The organism is Anaerococcus rubeinfantis, from assembly GCF_001487145.1.
GTDB lineage: Bacteria > Bacillota > Clostridia > Tissierellales > Peptoniphilaceae > Anaerococcus > Anaerococcus rubeinfantis.
Genome location: NZ_LN913016.1, coordinates 942,776 through 968,064 on the forward strand (window position 1 = coordinate 942,776; position 25,289 = coordinate 968,064).

23 protein-coding genes and 1 pseudogene are annotated in these 25,289 nt (G+C 28.7%); 2 read left to right on the top strand and 22 right to left on the bottom strand.

Annotation, left to right across the window (positions count from 1 at the left end; all coding sequences use genetic code 11):
* Positions 1-76: 76 nt before the first annotated feature.
* A complete protein-coding gene (locus tag BN3265_RS05440; protein ID WP_058990539.1) occupies positions 77-778 on the bottom strand; it encodes a CPBP family intramembrane glutamic endopeptidase in 702 nt (233 codons plus the stop codon).
* A gap of 185 nt (positions 779-963) precedes the next feature.
* Here BN3265_RS05440 and BN3265_RS05445 point away from each other — a divergent pair.
* A pseudogene (locus BN3265_RS05445) lies at positions 964-1,969 on the top strand (IS256 family transposase); the annotation flags it as partial.
* Between the two features lie 120 nt (positions 1,970-2,089).
* On the opposite strand, the gene BN3265_RS05450 reads toward BN3265_RS05445, so the two are convergent.
* The 13 genes from BN3265_RS05450 to BN3265_RS05510 all read right to left on the bottom strand — a co-directional run bounded on the left by BN3265_RS05450 (position 2,090) and on the right by BN3265_RS05510 (position 15,369).
* A complete protein-coding gene (locus BN3265_RS05450) occupies positions 2,090-4,216 on the bottom strand; it encodes a catalase (protein WP_082664099.1) in 2,127 nt (708 codons plus the stop codon).
* A gap of 55 nt (positions 4,217-4,271) precedes the next feature.
* The gene (locus tag BN3265_RS05455; protein WP_058990540.1) at positions 4,272-4,742 is read right to left on the bottom strand and encodes a GNAT family N-acetyltransferase; all 471 of its coding nucleotides are present in this window, start codon (positions 4,740-4,742) and stop codon (positions 4,272-4,274) included.
* A gap of 85 nt (positions 4,743-4,827) precedes the next feature.
* Positions 4,828-7,263, bottom strand: a complete 2,436-nt coding sequence (locus BN3265_RS05460; RefSeq protein WP_058991295.1) for an ABC transporter permease — start codon at positions 7,261-7,263, stop codon at positions 4,828-4,830.
* Complete coding sequence (locus BN3265_RS05465; protein ID WP_058990541.1) at positions 7,256-7,936, bottom strand: ABC transporter ATP-binding protein; 681 nt, start codon at positions 7,934-7,936, stop codon at positions 7,256-7,258. The genes BN3265_RS05460 and BN3265_RS05465 overlap by 8 nt, the downstream gene beginning before the upstream one ends.
* Positions 7,937-7,987: 51 nt before the next feature.
* Positions 7,988-8,848, bottom strand: a complete 861-nt coding sequence (locus BN3265_RS05470) for a sensor histidine kinase (RefSeq protein WP_058990542.1) — start codon at positions 8,846-8,848, stop codon at positions 7,988-7,990.
* The gene (locus BN3265_RS05475; protein WP_058990543.1) at positions 8,848-9,498 is read right to left on the bottom strand and encodes a response regulator transcription factor; all 651 of its coding nucleotides are present in this window, start codon (positions 9,496-9,498) and stop codon (positions 8,848-8,850) included. The genes BN3265_RS05470 and BN3265_RS05475 overlap by 1 nt, the downstream gene beginning before the upstream one ends.
* Before the next feature lie 105 nt (positions 9,499-9,603).
* Positions 9,604-10,836 carry an MFS transporter gene (locus BN3265_RS05480; protein ID WP_058990544.1) on the bottom strand — a complete coding sequence of 411 codons (1,233 nt, stop codon included), beginning with the start codon at positions 10,834-10,836 and terminating at the stop codon, positions 9,604-9,606.
* A 74-nt stretch (positions 10,837-10,910) separates the two neighbouring features.
* Positions 10,911-11,339, bottom strand: coding sequence for an ArsR/SmtB family transcription factor (locus tag BN3265_RS05485; RefSeq protein ID WP_058990545.1), 429 nt, complete (start codon positions 11,337-11,339; stop codon positions 10,911-10,913).
* A gap of 168 nt (positions 11,340-11,507) precedes the next feature.
* Positions 11,508-11,705, bottom strand: coding sequence for a helix-turn-helix transcriptional regulator (locus tag BN3265_RS05490; protein WP_058990546.1), 198 nt, complete (start codon positions 11,703-11,705; stop codon positions 11,508-11,510).
* Between the two features lie 5 nt (positions 11,706-11,710).
* On the bottom strand, positions 11,711-12,043 hold the full coding sequence (locus tag BN3265_RS05495) for a hypothetical protein (protein ID WP_058990547.1): 333 nt from the start codon (positions 12,041-12,043) through the stop codon (positions 11,711-11,713).
* Positions 12,044-12,136: 93 nt separating this feature from the next.
* Complete coding sequence (locus BN3265_RS05500) at positions 12,137-12,700, bottom strand: hypothetical protein (RefSeq protein WP_058990548.1); 564 nt, start codon at positions 12,698-12,700, stop codon at positions 12,137-12,139.
* A 154-nt stretch (positions 12,701-12,854) separates the two neighbouring features.
* Complete coding sequence (locus BN3265_RS05505) at positions 12,855-14,651, bottom strand: serine hydrolase domain-containing protein (RefSeq protein ID WP_058990549.1); 1,797 nt, start codon at positions 14,649-14,651, stop codon at positions 12,855-12,857.
* Positions 14,652-14,868: 217 nt separating this feature from the next.
* Positions 14,869-15,369, bottom strand: a complete 501-nt coding sequence (locus tag BN3265_RS05510; RefSeq protein ID WP_058990550.1) for a GNAT family N-acetyltransferase — start codon at positions 15,367-15,369, stop codon at positions 14,869-14,871.
* Positions 15,370-15,998: 629 nt separating this feature from the next.
* On the opposite strand from BN3265_RS05510, the gene BN3265_RS05515 reads away from it, so the two are divergent.
* Positions 15,999-17,486: a helicase HerA-like domain-containing protein gene (locus BN3265_RS05515; RefSeq protein WP_058990551.1), complete on the top strand. Its 1,488-nt coding sequence runs from the start codon at positions 15,999-16,001 to the stop codon at positions 17,484-17,486.
* Positions 17,487-17,914: 428 nt separating this feature from the next.
* On the opposite strand, the gene BN3265_RS09560 is transcribed toward BN3265_RS05515, so the two are convergent.
* The 8 genes from BN3265_RS09560 to pfkA form a co-directional block, all read right to left on the bottom strand.
* Positions 17,915-18,064 (bottom strand): hypothetical protein, encoded by a 150-nt coding sequence (locus BN3265_RS09560; RefSeq protein WP_167338297.1) that lies wholly within the window; start codon positions 18,062-18,064, stop codon positions 17,915-17,917.
* A 162-nt stretch (positions 18,065-18,226) separates the two neighbouring features.
* On the bottom strand, positions 18,227-18,832 hold the full coding sequence (locus tag BN3265_RS05520; protein ID WP_058990552.1) for a CadD family cadmium resistance transporter: 606 nt from the start codon (positions 18,830-18,832) through the stop codon (positions 18,227-18,229).
* 933 nt (positions 18,833-19,765) lie between these two features.
* Entirely contained in the window at positions 19,766-19,915 is a 150-nt protein-coding gene (locus BN3265_RS09670; RefSeq protein ID WP_236785284.1) for a hypothetical protein, read from the bottom strand.
* Between the two features lie 473 nt (positions 19,916-20,388).
* Positions 20,389-20,595 (bottom strand): helix-turn-helix transcriptional regulator, encoded by a 207-nt coding sequence (locus tag BN3265_RS05530; RefSeq protein WP_004816384.1) that lies wholly within the window; start codon positions 20,593-20,595, stop codon positions 20,389-20,391.
* A gap of 9 nt (positions 20,596-20,604) precedes the next feature.
* Positions 20,605-20,922, bottom strand: coding sequence for a DUF6442 family protein (locus tag BN3265_RS05535; protein ID WP_058990553.1), 318 nt, complete (start codon positions 20,920-20,922; stop codon positions 20,605-20,607).
* Between the two features lie 361 nt (positions 20,923-21,283).
* Positions 21,284-22,531, bottom strand: coding sequence for a 23S rRNA (uracil(1939)-C(5))-methyltransferase RlmD (rlmD, locus tag BN3265_RS05540; protein WP_058990554.1), 1,248 nt, complete (start codon positions 22,529-22,531; stop codon positions 21,284-21,286).
* A complete protein-coding gene (pyk, locus tag BN3265_RS05545; RefSeq protein WP_058990555.1) occupies positions 22,531-24,303 on the bottom strand; it encodes a pyruvate kinase in 1,773 nt (590 codons plus the stop codon). The genes rlmD and pyk overlap by 1 nt, the downstream gene beginning before the upstream one ends.
* A gap of 18 nt (positions 24,304-24,321) precedes the next feature.
* The gene (gene pfkA, locus BN3265_RS05550) at positions 24,322-25,281 is read right to left on the bottom strand and encodes a 6-phosphofructokinase (protein WP_058990556.1); all 960 of its coding nucleotides are present in this window, start codon (positions 25,279-25,281) and stop codon (positions 24,322-24,324) included.
* Between the last annotated feature and the right edge of the window lie 8 nt (positions 25,282-25,289).

Here is a 25,289-nt window from a genome sequence, read left to right on the forward strand (position 1 = left end):
ATTGATCTAATCACTTTGTTTTTTCCTATTATATTATTTAAAACATTATTAAAAGTAAATTCAATCAAACCAAATTTTATTTATCCTCAAGTTTCAACAAATATTTGCAGTAAAAAAATGCAATTATAATTGTCGCAACTATATAAATCCACTGAGAAAATGAACCTTCTACGCCAAATTTGGAAAAAGCATCTATCAATCCATGTGCAATAATGCATGGAATTAAACTCTTACTTTTGTAAAAAATAACTACCATTATAAAACCCCAAGCTATGGCGAAAAATACTTGAGCTAGCGTTTCTAGACTCGCTTGGCCAGCAAATAGATTAACAATATGACCAATGCCAAAAGTTACAGCTACAATTATGATAGACTTTTTTGCCCCATCTTTTTCTAGAATAGCCTTAAATAAAAAACCACGAAAAATTATCTCTTCTATGTATCCAATTAAAAGCATTGAAATAATAGACCATACCTGGGAAATCCCAGAATAAACATGATTAAGCCCACCCCATAAATTGCCAGTTACAAGAATCCATACTGGAATAAAGTATAAATATCTCTTGGAATTTTCTGGATACTTATCAAGACCATATTTTTCTTTAAGCTTATGATTATTTATAAAAAAAGTAATAGAAAAAGCAATAAAGATTAGGCCGATGAGCATAAAGAAACTTTCATCCCCAAATTTTCCTCTAATTGAACTAGTAATCAAACAGTAAATTACAATCCAAAAAATTGCAAAATTAAGTTCATTTTTTTGATAAAGTCGATACATTTCTAACCCCTTTTAATTTTTCATTAATTTATACAATAAAATTTCTGATTTTTTCTATATATTTACTATAATAAAATCAAATTTAAAAGCAAGTTTGTAAAAAAAATTTTACTTTATCTGTATACTTACTTACAAAATATCTTAATAAATATATTTGCTATCACGTATTAAGATAAAGTCAGTATAGAAGTACTTATCGTTATGGCTACTATGAACGTGACTATACAACAAAAATAGGAACATTAACCTTAAGAGCACCTAGAACGAGAGATGGTAAATTCTCAACTGAAATTTTTGAAAGATATCAAAGAAATGAAAAAGCTCTACTTACAACCATGCTAGAAATGTATGTACAGAGAGCACAAGTAAGAAAAGTATCCAAGGTGATAGAAAATATGTATGGTAAAAAATATTCTAAATCCTTTGTATTATCCCTAACTAAAGAACTTGACGAAGAAGTAAAACTATGGAGAAATAGAGACCTAAGTGCTACTAAGTATCCCTACATAATTGTAGATGTAGTATACATAAAAGTAAGGGAAAACAATCGAGTAGTATCAAAAGCATGTCATTTTGCAATAGGAATAACTGAAAAAGGAAATAGAGAAATAATAGGCTTAGACCTAAGTGCTAGCGAAAGTGAATACTCATGGTCAAACTTCTTTGAATATTTAAAAGCTAGAGGACTATCTGGAATTAAAATAGTAATATCAGATGCCCATAAAGGCCTAGTAAAAGCAATAAAAGAAACATTCGTAAATGTAATATGGCAAAGATGCCAAGTGCATTTCTTAAGAAATATCCTATCAAACTCACCAAAGAAAAACACAGAAGAATTTAGAACAGACATCAAAGCACTATTTAAAATCCAAGACATAAACTTGGCAAGAAAAATGAAATATGAGATATTCTTAAAATACGAAAAAGAAAAGAAATTTAAAAACTCTTTAAACACCTTAGTTGAAGGATTTGAAGATGCCTTTGCATATTTAGCTAATGATATAATTCATAGTAGAGTTAAATCTACAAATTGCTTAGTAAGATTAAATCAAGAAATTAGAAGACGTGAAAAAGTAATTAGAATTTTTCCTAATGAAGATTCAGCTATCAGGCTAAATAGGAGCAATCCTCATTGATATCAATGAGGATTGGATAACATCTTCTAAATTGTATATTAGAATTAAATACTAAATATTGTGCTAGTAAATTTTATACAATATTATGGGCTTGACTTAATTTTTTAAAGGTTTAAATAAAACTATTTTATAAAAATAAGAGCTTAGCACTTACTAAGCTCTTATCTATAAATGTTTAAATTGAACCTTCTCTGTTCCAAAATCTTTGTTTACTTAGATTTTCTATAAACTTACTTGTATCTTTAGCATCTTTTGTAACCATAACTCCATCTGCTTTTTCTTGTTTTTTATCAAGAATACCTGAAGCATCTCCAATAATCCATAAAGGTTTGTAGTGGTTGAAAGTTTCATTTACAAATTCATTTACATTTTTACTAAATTCTTTGGATGGCTTTTTAGGAACAACTACAATCATTGCATCTTCTAATACAGGATGAATAGTAACATATCTGTGGCTAACCATTTGACCATCTTTTGTTTCACTTAAATTAGCTTGTATAATTTCAGCTTTTGCTTTTTTATCTTCAATTTTTTTAACCAAAGATTTAAAATCAAAATCATCATCGTCATCTGAATATATTCCAACTTTTAAAGTATCAACCTTAAATATGGTATTTTCTTGAGAAAATTCAGGCATTCTAACTTTTAAAGCTTCTTTTTTTGCTTTTAATCCTGAAGGATCGAAACCACGGTCAGCATCTGGCTTATCAACTCCAACATTTTTAGCTATTTCTTCTGCCATTTTTTTATCAACATTTGCAAACATATCTACGACATTTTGTCTTATTTCTTCTCTTTTAACTTTTGATAATTCAAATGAAAACGCATTAATAATATGTTTTTGTTCAACTTCACTAATTGATTTATAAAATGCTGTGGCTTGGCTAAAATGATCTCTAAAACTATCATCTCTCGCCTTTATAACTTCTGCATCTATTTTTTCTTGATAATGTTCATATCCACCATTTTCTGGACTTTCATAGTAAGGTGATTGGTCATCAATAGATGATTTCATATAAGAAACTGGTCCCTTGTTTATCATATGTTGATGCCATCCATCTCTTTGGTTGTTGTGAACTTCAGAAATTGGTCTATTGATTGGTATTTGAGCAAAATTTGGTCCACCTAGTCTTAGAAGTTGAGTATCTGTGTAGGAGAAAAGTCTTCCTTGAAGTAGAGGGTCATTTGAAAAATCAATACCTGGAATTACATTTCCTGGATTAAAGGCAACTTGTTCCGTTTCTGCAAAATAATTGTCAACATTTCTATTAAAAATCATTTCCCCAATTTTAACCTTTGGTATATCTTCTTCAGGCCAAACTTTTGTTGGATCTAGAATATCAAAAGTAAAGTCATGTTCTTTTTCTTCTGGTAAAAGTTGAACGCAAAAATCCCAAACTGGGTAATTTCCCTCATCAATTGCTTCGTATAAATCTTTTCTTTGACTATCAGGATCATTTCCAGAAACTTTAAGCGTTTCATCCCAAACTCTTGAGTGAACACCTAATTGAGGATTCCATTGATATCTTACAAAAGTTGCCTTTCCCTCATCATTTATCCACCTAAAAGTATGAATGCCAAAACCATCTATCATACGAAGACTTAGAGGAATTGCCCTATCACTCATTTGCCACATAACCATATGAGCAGACTCTTGATTTCGAGTTACAAAATCCCAAAAAGTATCATGAGCTGATTGAGCTTGAGGGACTTCTGTATCAGGCTCAGGCTTTACTGCATGAACAAAATCCGGAAACTTCATTGCATCTTGAATAATAAATACTGGCATATTATTTCCAGCTATATCATAGTTTCCTTCTTCTGTATAAAATTTTATAGCAAAACCACGAACATCACGAGGAGTATCAGTTGAACCTCTAGATCCTGCTACTGTAGATATTCTTGAAAATAAAGGAGTTTCTTTGCCTTTTTTAGTAAATAAACAAGCTTTAGTATATTTGCTCATATCTTTTGTACATTTAAAAATACCATGAGCCCCAACACCACGAGCGTGAACTATTCTTTCAGGAATTCTTTCGTGATCAAAGTGCATTATTTTTTCTCTTAAATGAAAATCTTCAAGTAAAGTTGGGCCTCTTCTTCCAGCCTTAAGAGAAAACTCTTCTTCGGCCATCTTTAGACCCTTGTTAGTTGTAAATGCCTTTTTCTTATTGTCAACCTTATTTTTTTCTAAATCTTTAATCTTATCATTATCTTTAACAGGGTCAATCTTTTTAACTCCCTCTGGTGTCAATGGAGCCTTAATAAAACTATCTTTGCTTTTATCTTTTTTATTTACCATCTTTACCTCCTAATAATTTTCTCTTTCATTCTATTACTACCCTTTTTAAAACAATTCAAATATTTTTAGATTTTTCTAATATAAATAATCCATCTTCATTTGGAATATCACTTTGATATTTACTTTTATATCCCAATTTTAAATAAAAATATTTTGCAGTAATAGAAGATGGAACGATAATTTTTTTTGACTTTCTAGCGTACTCATCTTTTTCAAGATTTTTTACAATTAGTCTTCCTATTCCATTTCCTTGATATTCAGGCAAAACAAAAATAGTATAAAAACAAGACTCTTCCTTTTCTTCATCGTATCCTATAGATCCACATCCAATAATTTTTTCATCAAGACAAACCACATAAAAATGTCTAGTGTGTGCTTTTTCAATTATATTTTTAGCATTTAAAATTTTTACGCCTTTTTCAATATAGGCTTTTGAATAATCTTTTATATTTGTAGTTCTTAAAGTTTTTATAATAAGTTTGGAAACTTCCTCTGCATCATTTTTTTCAAATCTTCTAACAAGCATATTTACTCCATTTCTATTTATATTTTTATTATATAACTTAGCTAAATATATTAACAATTTAAAACTCATAGAAATGGATATTTTTCTAAATTGTCCTAATCAAATCAATAGTTGGTCTATCTAATATTTTCTTTAAGGAGAAGTGATAAATAAGTAGATTTATTCCATAAACTATAAAAGAAAATCCTAAAAAGCTTTTATAGTCATAATATCTAATTAATGTTATCAGTTTAAGATCAGTAGAAATTATTGAAATTATAAGCATTAGTCCTAAACTTACAAGAACTGCAATAATAAATGACTTTACTTGTTCACCAATAAATTCTTTTTGATAGATGTTCTTTAACTCATCTACATCCATACCACAAGAGTAAAGGCTTCCTATTTCTTTTTTTCTGCTCATGAGGCTTAAATTAATGGATGAATATCCGTTAGTTATATTTAGTACAAAGATTATTGAAGCAATACCTATTACAATTTTTATTAGACTTTTCAAGTCATTATATCTATTTTTTTCACTTTCTTCACCTGTTGTGATATTAAAGCGATCCTCTGGTGAGATTTTACTTCTAATCATGGATTCTACATATTCTTTTACGTCTTTACTGTCAGAATCTTTTACCTTCATATTTAAAGTATAGGCATAATTTGTGTATTTCTCATCACCTGCTTCTTCCATAAGTTTAAAATAAGTGTCAAAATCTGTATAAATTTTTACATCAAAAGGCATTGTTCTCGACTTATATTTTCCCAAATTTGTTATTGTTTTTGAAATTTTAATCGTCTTTTTATAATCATTTTCAAAGTTAATATCTAAACTCTGTGGGTTTTCAAAATATGGAATCCTCTTTGCCTTTTTTATTGGAATTGATGAATCTTCTTGGATTGTATTATATAAAATAAATTCGCCCTTTTTCCCTCCAAGCTCTTTTAAATCCTCCTCTTCCAAAGCTATGATAAATCCATCCATTCCATCTTCTTTATATTTTTTGATATTTTTTTCTGCTTCTTTGTCTAGACCAGCTTTCTTTGCTTCTTGTGAAAACTCATTATTATTTTTCACTTGTACATATTTTTCTTTTGATATATAAGATTTTTCATTTGGAATTTTATTTGTAATTTCTTTTAATATTTTTGGGACTTGATTTTTTTCACTAAAATAATCAACAGAAAAATTATATCCATCATCAAAGTGTGAAAAATCTCTGTAATAAGTTGATATGCCTATTACAATTATAAATACTGAAATTATAAGAATACCTATTGCAGAAATATATCTTTGTGATTTTATTGATGCTAGATTATTCAGTTTTAATTCTTTCCAAAAATCTTTGGCCCTTTTCTTTTTTGATTTTGAAAAATCTATATTCCCCCTAATTCCATCAATGATGTTGATTTTTGAAATCTTTTTGGCAGGAGATTTTATTGCAAGACTAACAACAATGAAAGAAAGCAAAAGTATTGCTAAAGTTAATAAGGGATTAAATTTTACTAGTTCAAAGGCACTTATTCCTTCTCCTACTTTTATATTTTTATATAAATAATATATAAAAGTAAAACCTGAAATATGTCCCAAAATTATTGGAATTGCAGTTATTATAAGTCCTTCTTTTAAAAGCAATAAATAAATTTGTCCATTGGTAGAACCTATGGATTTGTATATTGAAAGCTCTCTAATTTTTCTAAGTCCCCAAACCCAAAAAATATTTTTAATAAAAAATATAAATACACCTATACAAACTAGTACTGATAATATAATAATTGCTTGGCTCATTATGTTTTGTAAGGGTTCATTTTCTAATCCATAATAGTTTATTAGATTTTCAGAAAATTCTAAATTGACATTCTTAGCCAAAGCTTTATTTATTTCTTTTTGAATCTTATCTTTGTTTTTGTAGGCATCTTCAAAAGAATCAAACTTTACAAATGTTTTAAAAGATTTCATTTCATCTTCTAGGCCCATGGCAAAGTTTAGTTTACTATATTTATTATAAACATCTCCATAAACGCCCACTAAAGTAAATTTTTTAGATTTTGTTTTTTCAAATTTTTCCCTGTCGGTATTTGGACTAGTTGGACCTATTTTTTTGCCACCTAAAATTCTTTCTCCAAAATCTAGTTCAATTTTATCTCCTAGTTTAAGTTTATTTTTCTTTACAAGGCTTTCTGATAGGACAAGCTCATTTTCATTTTTTGCAAATCTACCTTCTTTTAGTCTAGAAAACTCTCTCATCTTATTTACATCTGTATCTTGATAGTTAATAACAATTAAGTTATCATTAAGTTTTGCATTATCAAGATCAAGGGACATTTTCCCAACTAATTTTAAATCCTCAATTGATCTTAATTTTTCTACATCTTCACTTGATAATTTGTCTTTAATCTCTGCATGATTAAAATTTGAAGCCATATAGTATCCATAATTAGCCCTTAAATTTGTATATCCATAATAAAAAATCACTGTAAAAAATAAACTTACAATAAATAATGAAATAAAAATCGGGAAATTTTTCTTATTCATTTTTTTCATCTCCCACAATTTTTCCATCAACTATGGTTACAATACGACCTGCTTGTAGGGCTATTTCTTCATCATGAGTTATTAGAATTATCGTTTGTTTTAATGTTTTGTTAAAATATTTTAAAATTTCTATAATTTCCTTAGATTTTTTCCTATCTAGATTTCCTGTCGGCTCATCTGCAAGAATTATTGATGGTCTATAAATCAAACTTCTTGCTATGGCAACTCTTTGTTGCTGACCTCCTGAAAGTTCACTTGGAAATGAGTCAAGCTTATTTTCTATACCTAATTTTTTAATAATATCTGAAAATTCTTTTTCATTTATTTTTCTTTTATCAAGCTTTAAAGGAAGTTCTATATTATGTCTTACGGTTAGATTTGAAATCAAATTATAAAATTGATAAATCAATCCAACTTTTCTCCTCCTAAAATAAGCAAGCTCTTTTGAAGAATATTTTGAAATATCATTTCCATCAATATAAACCTTGCCAAAATCAGGAGAATCGACACCACCTATTATATGTAAAAGTGTTGATTTTCCAGAACCACTTGGACCAACAACAGCAAGAAATTCTCCTCTTTCTACTTCAAGATCAATGCTATTTAAGGCAACGACCTTATTGTTTCCTTCTCCATATTCTTTTCTTAAATTTTCTACCTTTAATATTTCCATGCTTTACTCCTTATATTTCTTTAAAATAAGCATATGATAGTAAAGTGATTTTTAGGTGACATTATAAAATTTTATTTCAAAACTTGCCCCATTATTTTCATTTTTAACAGAAATTTCTCCATTATTTTTTTCGACAATTGTCTTTGCCATGGCAAGGCCTATTCCAAAACCATTTGAGTCAGGGGTTTTATAAAATCGTTTAAAGATTTTTTTCATATTTTCTTTTTTTATTCCTCCGCCATTATCTTTAATGATTAAGCTTGTATAAAGTGGATTTTTGTAAGATGAAACCATGATTTTATCACAAGTCGTCCTATTTTCAGCATTTTTCAAAATATTGATAAGAGCTTCTGCCAACCAATAAAAATCTCCATAAATACTATTTCCCTTTAAACTCTTATCTATTTCTACATTGGTAAATCTCTTTAAATTCAAACTATCTAATGCATAATCCACCAATTCATCCAAACGGATTTCTTCTTTTTTCATAAGATCTTTGTTAGCATCAAGGCTTGATAGTTTTAGCAAAATATCTGATAGAGAGTTTAATCTAAGAGTTTGTCTTTTCAAAATTTCTACATCTTCGTTATCTGGAAAGTCCATCTCCAAATTTTCTATAGAAAAAAGCATAGATGTGATAGGAGTTTTTATTTGATGGGCAATATCTTCTAGGTATTCTATTTGCTTTTCACTATTTTTTCTACTTGTCTCTTTGGCTTCTACTATTTCTATAAATAGTTTGTAAATTTTATCCTCCAAAATTGAAAAGTCATCTTGCTTCATAGGAATTTTATAATTTTGCTTTTTCATATTTTCAATTAAATTAATAAGCTCATTTATTCTATTTTTCTTCCTTTTTTCTAAAAAATAATAAAGAAATAATAGACTTATTATCCAAAATACATATACCATTAATCCATCCTATAACCAATTCCTCTAACAGTAGTAATAATTTCCCTATCAAGTTTTTCCCTAATTCTTTTGATAGTAGATGTTAGGGTATTATCATTTACAAACTTATCCCTATCTTCCCAAAACATTTCCAAAAGCTGGCCTCTCGTATAAACCCTGTGAGGATTTTTAATAAATAAGGTCAGGATTTCATACTCAAGTGGAGTTAATTCTACTTGATTCCCTTTAAAATAAGCTTTTGAATTATTTAAATCTATTTTTATTTCCTTATATCTAATAATTTTATCTTGAGAGATTGGAAGAGTTCTTAAAACCGCATCAATTCTTGCCCTTAAAATCGCAAGGGAAAATGGCTTAGTAAGATAGTCATCTGCTCCCTTATCAAGAGATGATATTATAAAATCTTCATCATTTTTTACAGTAGTAACAATAACTCTTATATCTTTACTTTTTAATTTTTCAATCAAATCTTCTCCATCTTTGTCTGGAAGATTTATATCTAATAAAGCTACATCAATATCAATATTCATCTTGTAACTAGCTTCATAAAAAGATGAAGCAAGCTCAACATTGTATCCATTTTTACTTAAATATTTTTTCATTTGTAAGGCTATTTCTTTATTATCTTCTATGATTAAAATATTTTTCATTTCTAATCCCTTCATTTTTAATTTTCAAAATAACATTACTTTAAGTATAGCATTATATTCTAAATTAAAAGAAATATTTTTGGATTAGTAAATTCTCTAATAAATTCAAATGATTTTATGAAATTTATTAACTGAAGGCAATTTTCTAATATTTTCATTTAATGCCCAAAAGATAGCAACTAAAAATATAATGAAAGATCCAATAAATATGGCCTTTGAACTTGATAAATATTCTCCTAAAAATCCACCAAATAAAGCTCCTAATGGTGCCATAAAAGTAGAAATTCCTACCATAGCCCCCATAGCAGAACCTATTTTTTCACTTGGAACTATTATTTGAACCATAGTTTGAGCATAAACATTTACAAGACCTACAACAAACCATCCAAGCCCATACAAAACTACTCCTATTTTTATATTCTTTTGAAAATTAGAAAAAAGGATCCAAGCTAAAGCTACAATCATCATTCCATAAATATATAATTTTCCAAGAGAAATTTCTTTTAATTTTGGAAATCCCGCAAACAAAGACCCAAGTAAAAGACCCGCTCCCATTCCTGCAAGCATCAAACTATAAAATATTTCATTTTGTGCAAAAGCAGGCAAAACTGCACTTATTGATGTAGCAGAAAAGTTTATAAAAACTATCCCAAAAACTAGGGCAAAAATACTTGAATCTTTAAACAAATCAAGTCCATCTTTAAGAGATTTGAAGTGATTTTTTATTAGATTTTCTTTTGATTTTTCTTCTCTTTTTTGAGAATGGCTAAGTTTTTTTGATAAAAAACAAAATAAAATCCCAGTCAATATAAAACTTATGGAATCAGCAAAAAAAGCTGTCATAAAACCACAAATTGAAATTATAAAACCTGCAAGGGTATCAAAAATTGCATTTGATCCTTGATAAGCCATAGTCATCAAAGAGTTTCCTGTAACAAGTTCTTTTTCAGATAAAATTTTTGGAAGTAGAGATATTTGACCTGGATAAACAAGTTGATTAATCAATGAAATTATTGGCATTATTATCATTATGTGATAGACACTTAATTTTCCAAATTTATATAAAAATGGAATAATTAAAATCAAGATTGCTTGAAAAAATTGAGATAAAATCAAAAATTTTTTCATATTAATTTTATCCAAAATTGGACTTAATAGTAGTTGAACTATGGCAGTTGATGAGGTAAGAAAAAGAGTAAGGCCCGAATAAATTGTAGATCCACTCATTTTATAAACCAAAAGAGTTGATGCAATCGCATATAGGCTATCTCCAAAATTTGTTATTAGTCGTCCTAAAAGCAGGACATAAAAATCTTTATTTTTAATCATTTTTAACATTCTCCTTATATTTAACGTTTAAATTTATTTGACAGTTTCGTATTTTTTTACCAGTAAGGATTAACTTACTGGTTTTAAGATAATTTATAAATTTGTACTTGAAAACTTTCTTGGGTATCTTCATCTTCACTATATTTTTTTATTAAATCATTTAAGTCTTTTTCAAATGATTCATACGATTTTCCTGAAATTTTAAAAGAAAATACCTTTTCTTCTAAATTTTTATTAAATATTTCGCTATTGGGTATAAAAGCCTTAGCCACTGGCAAAAAATATTTTTGTGTGATTCCATTAATAAGTTCCGTATCAACGACTTCTATAATTTTATTTTGTTCTAAAATTTTTAAGTGGTAGTGAATTTTTGACCTACTTACGCCAAGAGCATCTGATAAATCTTGGGCATTTTTTGGACTAGTTCCTAAAGTCATAATTATTTTAAGCCTTAAAGGATCACTTACAATATTTATTTCTTCCAATGAATTTAAAACATGAACTTCTTTCAAACTACACCTCCATATCTTATTTTCTTTATTGTAACTTAAATTTACTAAACTGTCAAATAATTTTTAACGTTAAAAGTTTATAATTAAAAAAACTCTCAAAATTTAAAATTTTGAGAGTTTAATTTAAATCGAAATAATTTTTTTAATTTACTATAAAAACAAAAATAATTACTTACTTTCAAACAAAAATATATCATTTACTGTTTTATCAAAAAATATCGAAATTTTAATCGCCAATTCCAAACTTGGATCATACTTATTATTTTCTATTGCAATTATAGTTTGACGAGAAACTCCAAGTTCTTTTGCCAAATCTTCCTGTCTTAAGCCATTTTCTTTTCTAAGCTTTTTTATTATATTATTCATAAAATCTATTTAATGACTTGCATTCCTATAAAAATTATAATTGCAAAAATTGAAAGAGTTAGAGCTATAATTTCCATGAATTTATTTTCTCTAACATATTCCTCATCACCTTCAACCATCTTATTTTTTATATAGATTCTTGAAAAATTTTGTACGCTTATGGTTAAACACAAAATCAACACCGGAAGTGGATTATATTTAAAACCACTAAACAAGGATTTATAAGAAGAATAAATAACCCATAAACTTAAAGCAATGACTGCAACCTTATAAGCTAAGCTTTCTGACCTTAATAAAATATTCCTATCCATTTCATCCATTTTCGAAACTTTTTTCATAATTAATACCTCCATTTCATTTCAAAATATAAAACTATCTTTACATTAATATATAAAATTTTGGTATATATGTCAAGAGTTCTTTACATTTTTTTACTTTTCTTTTTCTTTATATGTTTTTAAATTCATCAGCACTCCTGTATGAGGCAAATATTTTATATTAGCTTTAACATTATCATAATCATTCCACTTTTCTTTTTCCTCATCATAAGTTTTGGAATCTATTTCAAAAATTTTAATCTCGTTTTTTTCATTATATCCAGAAATTCTATAAAATATCGAGTATTCGTAATTATTATCTTCTTCAAAACTTACATAATCAATTTTTAAAGATTTAGGTGACTTTAAATAATTTAAATCTAGGATTGGTGCTTTTAATAAATAAAAAAATCCAATCCCAGAAAATATAGCACAAATCCACCATATAATAATAGATTTCTTACTTTCCTTAAAATAATAAGCAAATGCTAAGATAAGTGTTATTATAACAATAAAAAATAAACGAAAAACTATATCACAAATAAAGCCAATAATTCCTTCTTGATAATACCCAAAAGCATGGCTTAGAATCAGATAGAAAGAAGTTATTGCAAAAACTAAAAGAACAAAATCAATAAAAACTTTCCTTTTAAAAGAAATTTCCACCCTATTTTTCATTTTCTCCTTCTATACAATATAATTTCAAAATATTTTAAAATTTATTATAATATTTATTATAAAAATATAAATTTAAAAACAGCCCTATAAAATAAGTAAACTGACCCCTTAAATAGTAGCTGCTTTTTTTAAACTTTAAGTAATTTCATTGTTATTAGAATCCCCAAAACTTATACATTTCAAAGTTTAAGATTACTAATACTTGTGTCATTGCAAGAAAAGTTGTTACAAAAATATTATGTTTTAATTTCTTGCTAGTGTCTTTATTAGAATTTTTTATCAGCTTAAATATAATGATTCCCATTAAAATAAGCAGTGGTATAAATATTGCACTTTGAATTATATATGAGCTAACACTACCAATATCACCTGTTCTATAACCATTACTAAGTCTCAAAAATATTATTATCAAATTAATAAGTGACATTGACATTAAAAATGATAAGATATAGGAATATTTGAGAATTGGATTTGTTTTTAAAGGATTTTTCTTATTTTTTATTATATCGATAAAAATCCCACTAATAACAATTTTCAATAACCCATATATGCCTGCAATTATAAAAAATGCCATACATAATATGTTAGTAATAGCTTTTGGTGTGGAGATAATAAAATCTGAATACTGAGTCTCAACTATTCCATCTTTTTCATACCACCAGTTTTCTAAATCTTCTTCACCATAAGAGCTTACACCCATTGCTCCTAAAAATGAAAGTGGTCCTTTAATAATCCCTCGTGTATTTAATATTAATCCATTAGGAAGTTCTCTATTAATATTAAAGAGCTTAGAATCTTTAAATTTACCAAAAATAAGCTCATACATATCGTAATTATATGTAGTTTCATGGGCTTGATTTGTCATTACAACCATACCAATCCCACTAAGAGGATCAAATTGTAACATAGATGAGCATCCGAATGTGTTGCCACCATGTCCAATTGTCTGAATACCATATTCGCTTGCAAAAAATCCATGATAATTTTTTTCTATATCTGTTCCACTATAGTAACTAGTTGCCTTATATATTTCATCTAAGGTTTTTTGATTTTTAAATAATGGTGATGGTCTCTTATCATTAGGAGTTATAGCCTTAGCAAATTTTGCCAAATCCCCTATTGTGCCCATTGCACTACCAGCAGGATAAAGATAAATATAATAGATACCATTGCCATCAATGCTTTCTCCTTCTAAGTCATAGCATTTTAATCTTTTTCTTTTATTCAATACCCAATCATTATCGGTATATGTAGGACTGATAGTGCTTTGTTTCATATCAAGTGGTTGAAAAATATTTTTATTGACATATTCCACATAATCCATACCGGAAACTCTTTGAACTATAAAGGCTGCAAGAGCTGCTCCCCAATTAGAATATGCAGTATGAGCACCAGGTTCATACACTTGTAGTGGTTGTCTGATGCTAAGAGATTTTTCAAGACTAATTATATCAGATGCTTTTTTAGTCTGGATAAAGTATGTATCTTGAAAACCTGCTTGATGGTTCATAAGATCCATTACTCTTATCGGCTTATCAAAAGATAAATTTTTAAGAAAACCCTCTGGTAAATATTCTTTTATATCAGCTTTCAAATCAATTTTTCCCTCTTCATAAAGTTGCATTATAGAAACCCATATTAATAACTTGGATATAGAGCCCCATTCATAAACAGACTCAGAATCAGACTTTAATTTAGCTTGTTTATCCAGATATCCAAATGAATTTTCATAAACAATACCATTACTATCATAAACAATTAAATTTAATCCACAAGTTGTTGACTTATGATTTTCTACATAGTCTTCGATCTCTTTATCTAGATTTTTATAACTTATTCCAGAAGGAAAAGTATTTTCTGATGAAGCAGAAGATAATGTAGGAGACAAAATCAAGCTAAAAAATAAAGTTAATATTAAAAATTTTCTTAAAGATTTAGCTATATTTTTCATAAAACACCTCTACTTTCCTAATTTTATTGTAAAACTCAAATACCTATTTCATGTAAATCCAATATTATAGTTTTGTAAAACTTCTATAATTGTATTATTAAAATATAAGTCAAGTCCATAATATTGTGCTAATAAATTTTACACAACATTATGGACTTGACATAAACTTAGTCCTATAAAAAAATTATATATATTTATCTAATTTAATTAATACTAACTAAAGTATTTTTTCTGCAAGTAAAATTGTTCCTCCTGATCTTTCTACTTCTTTGATAAACTTAAAGCCATTCTTTTTCCAAAAAGATTTTGACTGAGGATTTCCCTTGTCAATACCTATACGAACTTTTGCTTTCCCTATTTTTTTAACATAAGCTAGAACACTTTCAATAATTTCAGAGCCGATACCTTGACCTTGGTATAAAATATTTACCATAAAAAAGCCAATAAAACAGATTTCTTCGTCTGGATAACCATCTAAAATATCTAAAACAGCAACTAAAAGTTCATCTTCGAAAAATCCTAAATAATATTTATTATCTTCATTTACTCCTTCAGGTCTTAGACAAAGGTCACTTAAGATTTGTTCTCTACTTATCTCTGCCTGGCAGTAACGATAATATAACTTATTGCCTTGGCAGAATCTGTATATGGTTTCAATATCATTTTCTGTAAGTTTTTCAACATTATAAGTTTTACTCATGTTTTTTATGTTTAACATTTTTGTCACCTTGAATTCTTCCTCTTTAAATGTCAATTATCTTCTATTCCAACAAACTTTCCAAGTGGTTTGAGTGGTCAGTTTGGATAAAATTTAATAATTCTCAAAAGACTTGTCTATGAGAATATTTCACTCATTACTTATTTATAAGCCACTTTAAATATCTTTATAGTTACCATAACTACAAATTTTATTTTTGTAAAATCTTAATTTAATATATCTTTTTGTTTAAAGAATATATCTTCGCCATAGGTAGTGGGGTTTTGTATGAGATGGACCATGAGAAAACAATTTAAAACTTATGAAGATCAAATTAAAATACTCTTATCAGGAGACTTGGACATTGAGAATCTGGATAAGGCTAAAATTATTTTAGCACAAATCAATGATTATAAGCTAATCAATATTTATAATACCCAGTGCCCACGATGAAATTATATATTCTTTCTCATATTCTTAAACTAGGTAATCTTTCATCTTCATTTCATGTATTTTGAAAATTTTTACTTGTTAAATGTGTAAATGATAACTCTTTTCCATATTTTTCAGGAATTTTTTTATAATCCAGGTTTTCCTCTATATATTAATTTGTTATGTTATAATGAAATTAGTTATGAAAGGAGGTTCTCATGGACAAAATTTTGATTGGCAATGGGAATAAGGAAAATTATATTCTTTTAAATAAAATTAATCGACACGGACTGATCAGCGGTGCTACTGGAACTGGCAAAACCGTAACTCTAAAGGTGCTTACGGAAGGTCTCTCTGACTCTGGAGTTCCGACCATTCTTGCGGATGTGAAGGGCGATCTTGCAAATATTTCTAAGCCTGGCGAGATGAATGACAAATTAAATTCAAGACTTGAAGAACTTGGTATTTCTAATTTTGATTTTAAGAATTATCCTGTAAATATGTGGGATATCTACGGCGAAAAAGGAATTCCACTTAGGGTTACTGTTTCTGAGATGGGTCCTCTTATGCTCGCAAATATTTTAGAACTAAACGATACGCAGGCTGGGGTTTTAAATATTATTTTCAAAGTTGCCGACAGCGAAGGGCTTCTGCTAATCGATTTAAAGGATCTTAAACAGATGATAAATTTCGTTGGTGAAAATAGAGACGAGATTAGTAGGACTTACGGTAATGTGGCTAGTCAAAGTCTCTCTGCAATTTCTAGAAAACTATTGTTTATTGAAGATGCCGGAGGAGATTTATTCTTTGGAGAGCCTGCGATAGATATAGGTGATTTTATTAGAACAGATACAAGTGGCAAGGGTGTGGTAAATATTTTAAACGCTACGAAATTAATCTCAAATCCACTTCTCTACTCCATGCTTCTTCTATACTTGCTTTCAGAAATCTATGAAAACTTCCCAGAAGTTGGAGATTTGGACAGACCTAAGCTTGTATTTTTCTTTGACGAAGCGCATTTACTATTTAACAACACGCCAAAAGTTTTACAGGACAAGATTATCCAAGTCGTCCGTCTCGTGCGCAGTAAAGGTGTGGGCGTCTTCTTCATTACACAAAATCCTCTTGACATACCAGAATCCATTTCGTCACAACTTTCCAACAGAATCGTCCATCAACTAAGGGCTTATTCTCCAAAGGAACTAAAGGCGATAAACGCTGTTGCAGACACATTTAGGCAGGATGAATCTATGAATATAAAGGAAGAAATCATAAATCTTAGGACCGGAGAAGCATTGGTTTCATTTGCCGATGAAAATGGTGCTCCAACTGTTGCAGACAAGGCACTAATCCTTCCGCCCCACTCATCCTTTTCAACACTAAGCGATGAGGAATATAGAGCCTTGGTTGATTCTTCTCCACTTTATACAAAGTACAAGGAAGCAATTGACAGAGAATCCGCATATGAAATTCTTTTAAAAAGAATCGAAAGAGAAAAATTGGAAGCTGAAAAAGAAGAATCAGAATCCAAAAGACAGAAGGAACTTGATGATCAAAAAAAAGAATTCGAAAGAGCACAAAAGTCTAATCGAAGCCAAAAGACTTACTTCGATAAGGGCATCGACTCTATGCTCGGCACCATTACAAGAACCATTGGTCGTGAAATCGCAAGAGGGCTCCTTGGTTCCATGAAAAAAAGAAGATAAGATAAAAGAGGCAGGACCATAGTCCTGCCTTGATGTATTTTCTTAATTCTTAAATGTAGTTGATATTTTAATAGGAATTTTTTTATATCAAAATTGAAATCTCTCCAACATCAATCTCACAGCTCCAACTCACCGATATTTATCTCATCAACTAATCCATAGGATTTCTCGGTTGAGATGTCCTTGGATAAATTCCCTAGAATCCTCCAATTAGCCCTATCCCAAATTTTCCAGATTGCCTAAAAATTTCAGTACAGCTTGAATTTTGCAGCTATTTTTATTTAACCTTTGAAATCAATACTACAGCCTCCAAATGGCTTGAGTGATCAGTATGGATAAATTTTAATATTTTAAGTAAGCGTCGTATGTATGAATATATCCATAAGTATATTTCTTATGTTTTAAATTATCTCTAAATCTAAATTTACTTATAATATATAATTATCATTTGTATAAATAAAATAGCATAAATATAGTAGACGAATTTTATTTATTATTTTTGTTCTTACTAATACATAGTCTTTTGAGTGTTCTTCAAATAAAACTTCTTTTTTCTTTTTCAGTTTTTCTATTCGCATAATTTACCTCCCATATAACAGGCAAGAAAATAACACTTATTTTCAACATCATACACAATTCTTGCTTCTCATATTTCTTAGGACTGATAAGAGAATTTTAAGTAAACAAAAAAGACCTACTAAAGATTTCCTTTAATAGGTCTGAAATATAAAAATAGACTATTAACTTGTGATTAGGGAAATGAGATAATTAATCGTTCCATTTTCAGTTAATATATATAGACCGAGTCCAATAAACACGACTGGTACAATTATTTTTTCGTACTTTTCTACAATCTCTCCGATAGCAGAAATTGAGGCGAGATTTTGAGATAATTTGCATAGAATCAAAATTCCTAACGCAAATATTACTAAACTTATACTAATCTCAATCAAACTCTTTCCTGTAAAATAGGGGATATAAATTCCTAAATTATCTCCACCCATTGCCACTGTTAAACTTGTAAATGCTAAGATTTTTGATCCATTTCCGGTAATTTTTCCCTTGATGTCTTCTTCATCAATATCTTCATCCACAAAAATTGATCTTATACCAAGACCTAGTGGAATTAGACCAAGGAGTCCGATAATCCAATCTTGTGGAATAAAATTTAAAAAGTAAGCGGCAATAAGACTAACCAGTACAAGCAGTCCTGTACCTATATACTGTCCTGCATAAATTGATTTCAAACCTTCCTTGCCTTGAATAGCGAATAAAATAGTCAAAACAACTAAGTAGTCAATTGATGTAGAGACAAAAACTAATAAAGCGGATACTATTGTTTCCATTATTTCTCCTTTCAAAATGTTTAATTTTTTAGACAATCAAAAATTGACTGCAAATACATTGTGCCTTGGCAGTTGCCAATGGAGACATTCGAAGAAATAATTTCACAATTTTCCCACCTTTCCTTTTAATATTAATTAAAGTATACTAAAACAGTCGGATTTTGTCAATTATGCTGATAGATATCAACACAAATTATGAAGACTAATAATTAACTTTCTATATGTTCGCATTCCTTACTTATAAAATCCGAATGCTTTAGTCACTAGACACTATGCCATCAAATATAAGTTTTATAAATAATAATTAATTGAACTCACGTATATAAGTGAAATAGAAAATCGATAGATTTTTTAATTTCTATCGACAACTTTGTATTTCTTTTAAATTTTAGAGAAACTCATCTTCCTGACTCTTTCATCTACACTTTCCTGTCTAGGTATAATTAAAATATTTCCAATTTTTTAGTAAAATGAAATCTATTTATTAATTTATAAAATCTATTAAAAATTTTCAATATTTAATATCATATTATTTTTTTGAAATTGTTCCTACTGTTTCAACATAAGTGGCAATTCTCAATCTGCCCTTTAAGATAATTCATCTTATATTAATTGCTTTTCATTAGAGCCTTGCTGGTAGACCTCCATATACTTGGTATTAAGCTAAACCATCTTATTTATCGCCATTAAAAGTTTGAATAAATTTTTAAAAACTAGAGGAATAACATGGGTTTCATCTCCTCTACCTGCAAATTCCGTAATAACATCTTTTGATAAAAATTTAGAATTACTACTGGTAATGTAAGCATAAAAATTATCTTGACGCAAAAATCCATTTAATACTTGATAAAATGATTTAAGTATTGTAGCTTATTTTAAAGGATATAAAATTTTCTTTATCATTTGTTTTATTCATTATATTATCTAAAATTTTTATAATCTTTCATAAATTAGTACATCTAAAACTATTAAATCTTCAAAAATTTTTAATAAATCTCTTCCTGAATCAAAAGCAAATTTTATAATATGTTTTTCATATACACAAATTTGGATTAAATAATTATAAAATAGATTATTAAACAAATAAGATTTCCTGATCCTTATAAATCATGTAAGAATCTTAATAAATCCATTACCTTTTTTCCGTATTAATTTATTTATATAGTAATCATACTTTATTTTCATAAACCAGACTTCTTCCTACTTAGACTTATTTCCGTTTTGGAAATTAAACTAAGTACATTATATGGGATAAGCGCATGTAATTGAATTTTATTTAGAAATGATTCCATATAGGATATATTTTAAATAGATTTTTCAATTTTTAGATTTTCGTCTATAGTAAAATAGGAATATCATTCATCATATTTATACTTTTTTACCTTTTTTTATTTTTTCAGCAGCAGGCTGTTCTTTAACTCCTGCTTTTACTCTTCTTCCACCTCTGTATGTTCCGTCTTTAGCGATAGTATCACCTCCTAATACTTAAATATAAAATCTCCCTTCAATAAACTATATTGTTTACTGTTGGGAGATTTTAGTTTAACTATGTTTGTTTAAAAATAGAAAAGATCTTCAAATTTCTTTTCTAAAGCAATGCAAAGTATCAAAGCTAATTTAGCAGTGGGGTTAAATTGACCAGTTTCAATTGAGCTAATTGTATTTCTTGAAACACCCACCTCATCAGCTAATTGTTGTTGTGAATAACCTTTTTCTTTTCTGACTTCTTTCAAATGATTTTTGAGAACTAGTTTATCATCCATAATCTATCACTACTTTAATGTTATAAGGTTAGCTGCAAATAAGGCAATTCCGATAATTGCCATAAGTATCCCCATTAACAATTGCTTTCTTTCTTTTAATTTTACATACTTTACAATCTCTTTTGTTGCTTCAATACTAAAATAAATACTTAGTATTCCATAATTAAAAGAATTGAAGAAAAAAGCTTCAATTCCAAATAGGATGGCAGCAACAGCTAATCCGATTTGGCTGGAAACTTCACCTGCTTTTTTAAAAATATCAACCATCATCTCATCGTGATCTTTATACTCCTCACGACTTCTTGCTAAAACTTCATCTCTTTTCATATTCATTCTCCTTTTTACTTTTGCCAAGTTTACTTGGTATTTATATTATATCATGCCAAGTTTTATTGTCAATAGATTAGAATAAATATTTTACTTTTCGAATGATATTCTTTAATACCCCCTTTGAACCCGTTTTTTGTACGTGAGAGGGCGGCACCGTTAGTATAGGAATTATTCATATAGATTTGACATACCCATCACACTAAAACTATCCACTAAATCTGTCTAATCCTATTTTTATTTGATGTTCAATAAAACTTTCCCCCAAAATATAACTTGATAAGTTAACATTTCCTAATTTCCTTATCATTATTTTCTCCTAATTCCTAGATAAATATAAATAACATATAATTTTATATTCTTATTTTCTTGACATCAATACTACAGTCTCCACGTGCATAGTCTCAGAAAACATATCGCAAGCTTTTATTTTTTCTAATTTATATCCCCTATCTTGAAATCTATTTATATCCCTTGCAAGTGTTTGTGGGTTACAGGATATGTAGACTATTTTTTTTATTTTTGTTTTTGCTATGGTTTTTATTATTTCTTTATCAAGACCAGCTCTTGGTGGATCTAGAACTATGGCGTCTATTTTTTCTTTTTTTATAAATTTATGGTCTATGTAGTTTGCGTTTTTGGCTATAAATTTATAATCTTTTAGGCCGTTTAGCTTCGCGTTTTCTTTTGCGTCTTTTATGGCATTTTTATTTATTTCTATTCCTACAACATTGTCCCCATTTATAGCAATGGAGCTTGTTGCGGATCCGCAAAATAGGTCTAGGACTTTTTGATTTTCTCCTAGGAAATCTTTGGCTGTTTTGTATAACTTTTCTGTCATATTATCGTTTACTTGGTAAAAATCGTTCATAGTGATTTTAAATTTTTTCCCTAATAGATTATATATTAGATAGTCTTTTCCTGAAATATTTATTTTTTCTTTTTTATTTATTAGATTAATATTAAAATATGAATTTTTGTATTGATTTTTTATGTATGGGATTATTTTTTCGTCTTTTATTTTTATATTTAAAAGAATTTCTTTATCGTTTGCTCTTATTGTTATTTCTTCAAGGCTATTTGGATATTTTTTTGAAATTTCTTTTGTTATATTTTCAATTTTCCCTAAATTTTCTCTAATTAAATCTTTTGCCAAAAGACAATCTTTTATTTCTACGAGGTCATTGGAATATTTTTTGTTATAGGCAAGTTTTCCTTCTTTTGTTATTTGTAGTCTTATTTTGTTTCTATATGAAAATTCTTTGCTTTCAATAATTTCTAATTCTTCTATATTTATTTTTGCTGATTTAAGCAGAGCATTTTTTATTAAATTTTTCTTTAATTCTATTTGGCTTTTATAATTTATATCCATAATAGAACAACCACCACATTCATAAAAATATGTACATGGTGGTTTTCTGTAGTAGGGAGATTTCTTTAAAGTTTTTATTTTTTCGGCTTCAAAGAAATTCTTTTTTTCTTTATTTACTTTTATATTACAAACTTCTCCGTAAACTGCTCCTTCTACGAAGGCAGTTTTACTTTCTGTTCTTGCAACTCCCCTACCATCTTGTAGGATATCAATTATTTTGATATCTTTTATTTCCATTATAATACCTTTGCTTCTCCCTTGTAGATTATTCCTCCAAGTGGATCAATTGTTATTATATCTCCATCTTCCAATAGGTTTGTAATATTTTTTACTCCAAGTATTGCTGGTATTCCAAAGTGAATTGCTACAACTGCTGTATGACTTGTTAGGCCTCCGTTTTCTGCAATTACTCCTGAAGATCTTTCCATAAATTCGTTAATATCCTTGTCGGTATATTTTGCAACGATTATATCTCCATCTTCAAATTTTCCTTCAAGTTCTTCTTTTGTAGATCCTACAACAACTTTTCCTGAAACAGATTTATTACCTACTCCTGTTCCGTTTGCAATTATATCTCCAATTACATGAACTTTTATTAGGTTGGATGTTCCTGAAACTCCTAGTGGAATTCCTGCAGTTAAAACTGTAAGGTCTCCTTCTTGAACATAATTTTCTTTTAAAGCTCCAACTATTGCTCTTTCTATTAATTCATCTGTTTCGTGAGCTTTTTCTACTATTATTGGATAAACTCCCCAAGATACTGATAGTCTTCTTGCAACTTTTTCATCAATTGTACAAGCAATTATATTTGTTCTTGGTCTAAATTTAGAAACTGCTTTTGCTGTATTTCCTGAAGCTGTACATGTTATTATTGCTTTTGCTTTTAATTGGCTTGCAATTGTACATGTTGATTTTGAAATAGCATTTGTTGTTGTAATTTCTCTATCAATTTCTGTTTTATAAATATTTTCTTCAAAGTCGTCAGAAAGCTCTGTTGTTATACAAATATCTCTCATAGTTTTTACGGCTTCTATTGGATATTTTCCTGCTGCTGTTTCTCCTGAAAGCATTACACAATCTGTTCCATCTATAATTGCATTTGCAACGTCAGTTGTTTCTGCCCTTGTAGGTCTTGGATTTCTTTGCATTGAATCAAGCATTTGTGTAGCAGTAATTACTGGTTTTGCAGCCTTATTACATTTTCTTATTACTTCTTTTTGTACAAGAGGAATAAGCTCAGTTCTAATTTCAACTCCCAAATCTCCTCTGGCAACCATAATTCCATCACTTGCTTCAATTATTTCATCAAGATTATCTACACCTTCTTGTGATTCAATTTTTGATAAAATCAAAATATCTTCTCCACCGTGATCTTCAAGAACTTTTCTTATATCATATATATCTTCTTTTTTTCTAATAAATGATGCAGCAATCATATCGATGCCATTTTCTATACCAAATTTTATATCATCAACATCTTTTGGAGTGATTGCTGGAAGATTTGTAACTCTTCCTGGAAGATTTACTCCCTTGTGATCTGAGATTACACCATTGTTTTGCACTCTACAAACAATATCTGTTCCATCTTTGATTTCTACAACTTCAAGTTGAATTAAACCATCATCAACAGAAATAATTGATCCTTTTTCTACATCATTTGGTAAACCTGGATAAGAAACAGAAACTATATCTTTATTTCCAACAACATCTCTTGTAGTTATTGTAAAAATATCATCTGGTTTTAAGAAATATTCTTTTTCTTCAAATGTACCAATTCTTATTTCTGGTCCTTTTGTATCAAGCATTAGTCCCAAAGGAACATTTAATTTTCTTCTTAATCTTTTGATTGTTTTGATTTTTTCAAGATGTTCTTCATGAGATCCATGAGAGAAATTTAATCTTGCAACATTCATTCCATTTTTAATCAATTGTTCCAAAACTTCTGGTGATTCAGAAGCTGGTCCTATTGTACATATGATTTTAGTTTTCTTTAAAATATCTGGTTTCATAACTTATCCTTACCTTTCTTATTTAGACAATTTATTAGCTAGTTCATAAAGACTTTCATTAAAATCGCCTTTTGTTGAAACTGCTTCGTCAATACTAACTTGAGTAATTTTTCCGTCTACATAACCCAAGGCTATATTTGTTTTTTCTTCATTTAATAATTCTGTAGCTTTGGCTCCCATAATTGATCCTAGTAATCTATCAACTGCAGATGGTGATCCACCTCTTTGAACGTGGCCTAAGACTGTAACTTTTGTTTCAACTCCACTTCTTTCTTCAACTTCTTTTGCAACTGTATATGGATTTCCAACACCTTCAGCCAAAACTATAAGGTGGTGTAACTTTCCTCTTTTTCTTCCATGATTTACTTTTTCTACAATTTCATCAATTGAAAATTTGTGTTCTGGTACTATGATTGATTCTGCTCCACCAGCAATTCCTGAATATAAAGCCAAATCTCCACAGTTACGGCCCATAACCTCAATTACAACAGCTCTTCCGTGAGATGATGAAGTATCTCTTAATTTTCCAATTGCATCTGTAACTGTTTCAATTGCAGTAAAAAATCCAATTGTAAAATCAGTATAGCCCATATCATTATCTATTGTTCCTGGAATTCCTATAGTTTTAATTCCCAAATCACTAAGAGCCTTTGCTCCCTTGTATGATCCATCTCCACCAATAACTATAAGACCTTCAATTCCATAATCTTTAAGAATTTGAGCTCCTCTTTTTTGACCTTCTGCATTTTTAAATTCAGTAGATCTTGCAGTACCAAGAATTGTACCACCCTTGTGGATAATATCAGCAACAGATGAAACATTCATTTCATAAATATCACCTTTCATCAAGCCATCATATCCATTCCTTATTCCTTTTACTCTCATTCCGCTATTTAGGGCTGTTCTTACTGCAGCTCTAATCGCCGAATTCATTCCAGGTGCATCTCCACCACTAGTAAGTATACCTATTGTTTTCATTGCCACTC

What these genes read in the sequence shown, in the direction of transcription:
- BN3265_RS05505 (WP_058990549.1), bottom strand. Translation starts at nt 14,651, where the DNA reads ATGAAAAATATAGCTAAATCTTTAAGAAAATTTTTAATATTAACTTTA.
- BN3265_RS05470 (WP_058990542.1), bottom strand. Translation starts at nt 8,848, where the DNA reads ATGGTATATGTATTTTGGATAATAAGTCTATTATTTCTTTATTATTTT.
- BN3265_RS05535 (WP_058990553.1), bottom strand. Translation starts at nt 20,922, where the DNA reads ATGAAAAGAGATGAAGTTTTAGCAAGAAGTCGTGAGGAGTATAAAGAT.
- BN3265_RS05515 (WP_058990551.1), top strand. Translation starts at nt 15,999, where the DNA reads ATGGACAAAATTTTGATTGGCAATGGGAATAAGGAAAATTATATTCTT.
- BN3265_RS05520 (WP_058990552.1), bottom strand. Translation starts at nt 18,832, where the DNA reads ATGGAAACAATAGTATCCGCTTTATTAGTTTTTGTCTCTACATCAATT.
- BN3265_RS09560 (WP_167338297.1), bottom strand. Translation starts at nt 18,064, where the DNA reads ATGCGAATAGAAAAACTGAAAAAGAAAAAAGAAGTTTTATTTGAAGAA.
- BN3265_RS05495 (WP_058990547.1), bottom strand. Translation starts at nt 12,043, where the DNA reads ATGAAAAAAGTTTCGAAAATGGATGAAATGGATAGGAATATTTTATTA.
- BN3265_RS05530 (WP_004816384.1), bottom strand. Translation starts at nt 20,595, where the DNA reads ATGGATGATAAACTAGTTCTCAAAAATCATTTGAAAGAAGTCAGAAAA.
- BN3265_RS05500 (WP_058990548.1), bottom strand. Translation starts at nt 12,700, where the DNA reads ATGAAAAATAGGGTGGAAATTTCTTTTAAAAGGAAAGTTTTTATTGAT.
- BN3265_RS05475 (WP_058990543.1), bottom strand. Translation starts at nt 9,498, where the DNA reads ATGAAAAATATTTTAATCATAGAAGATAATAAAGAAATAGCCTTACAA.
- BN3265_RS05440 (WP_058990539.1), bottom strand. Translation starts at nt 778, where the DNA reads ATGTATCGACTTTATCAAAAAAATGAACTTAATTTTGCAATTTTTTGG.
- BN3265_RS05455 (WP_058990540.1), bottom strand. Translation starts at nt 4,742, where the DNA reads ATGCTTGTTAGAAGATTTGAAAAAAATGATGCAGAGGAAGTTTCCAAA.
- BN3265_RS05465 (WP_058990541.1), bottom strand. Translation starts at nt 7,936, where the DNA reads ATGGAAATATTAAAGGTAGAAAATTTAAGAAAAGAATATGGAGAAGGA.
- pyk (WP_058990555.1), bottom strand. Translation starts at nt 24,303, where the DNA reads ATGAAACCAGATATTTTAAAGAAAACTAAAATCATATGTACAATAGGA.
- BN3265_RS05460 (WP_058991295.1), bottom strand. Translation starts at nt 7,263, where the DNA reads ATGAATAAGAAAAATTTCCCGATTTTTATTTCATTATTTATTGTAAGT.
- BN3265_RS05450 (WP_082664099.1), bottom strand. Translation starts at nt 4,216, where the DNA reads ATGGTAAATAAAAAAGATAAAAGCAAAGATAGTTTTATTAAGGCTCCA.
- rlmD (WP_058990554.1), bottom strand. Translation starts at nt 22,531, where the DNA reads ATGGAAATAAAAGATATCAAAATAATTGATATCCTACAAGATGGTAGG.
- BN3265_RS05510 (WP_058990550.1), bottom strand. Translation starts at nt 15,369, where the DNA reads ATGTTAAACATAAAAAACATGAGTAAAACTTATAATGTTGAAAAACTT.
- BN3265_RS05490 (WP_058990546.1), bottom strand. Translation starts at nt 11,705, where the DNA reads ATGAATAATATAATAAAAAAGCTTAGAAAAGAAAATGGCTTAAGACAG.
- pfkA (WP_058990556.1), bottom strand. Translation starts at nt 25,281, where the DNA reads ATGAAAACAATAGGTATACTTACTAGTGGTGGAGATGCACCTGGAATG.
- BN3265_RS05480 (WP_058990544.1), bottom strand. Translation starts at nt 10,836, where the DNA reads ATGTTAAAAATGATTAAAAATAAAGATTTTTATGTCCTGCTTTTAGGA.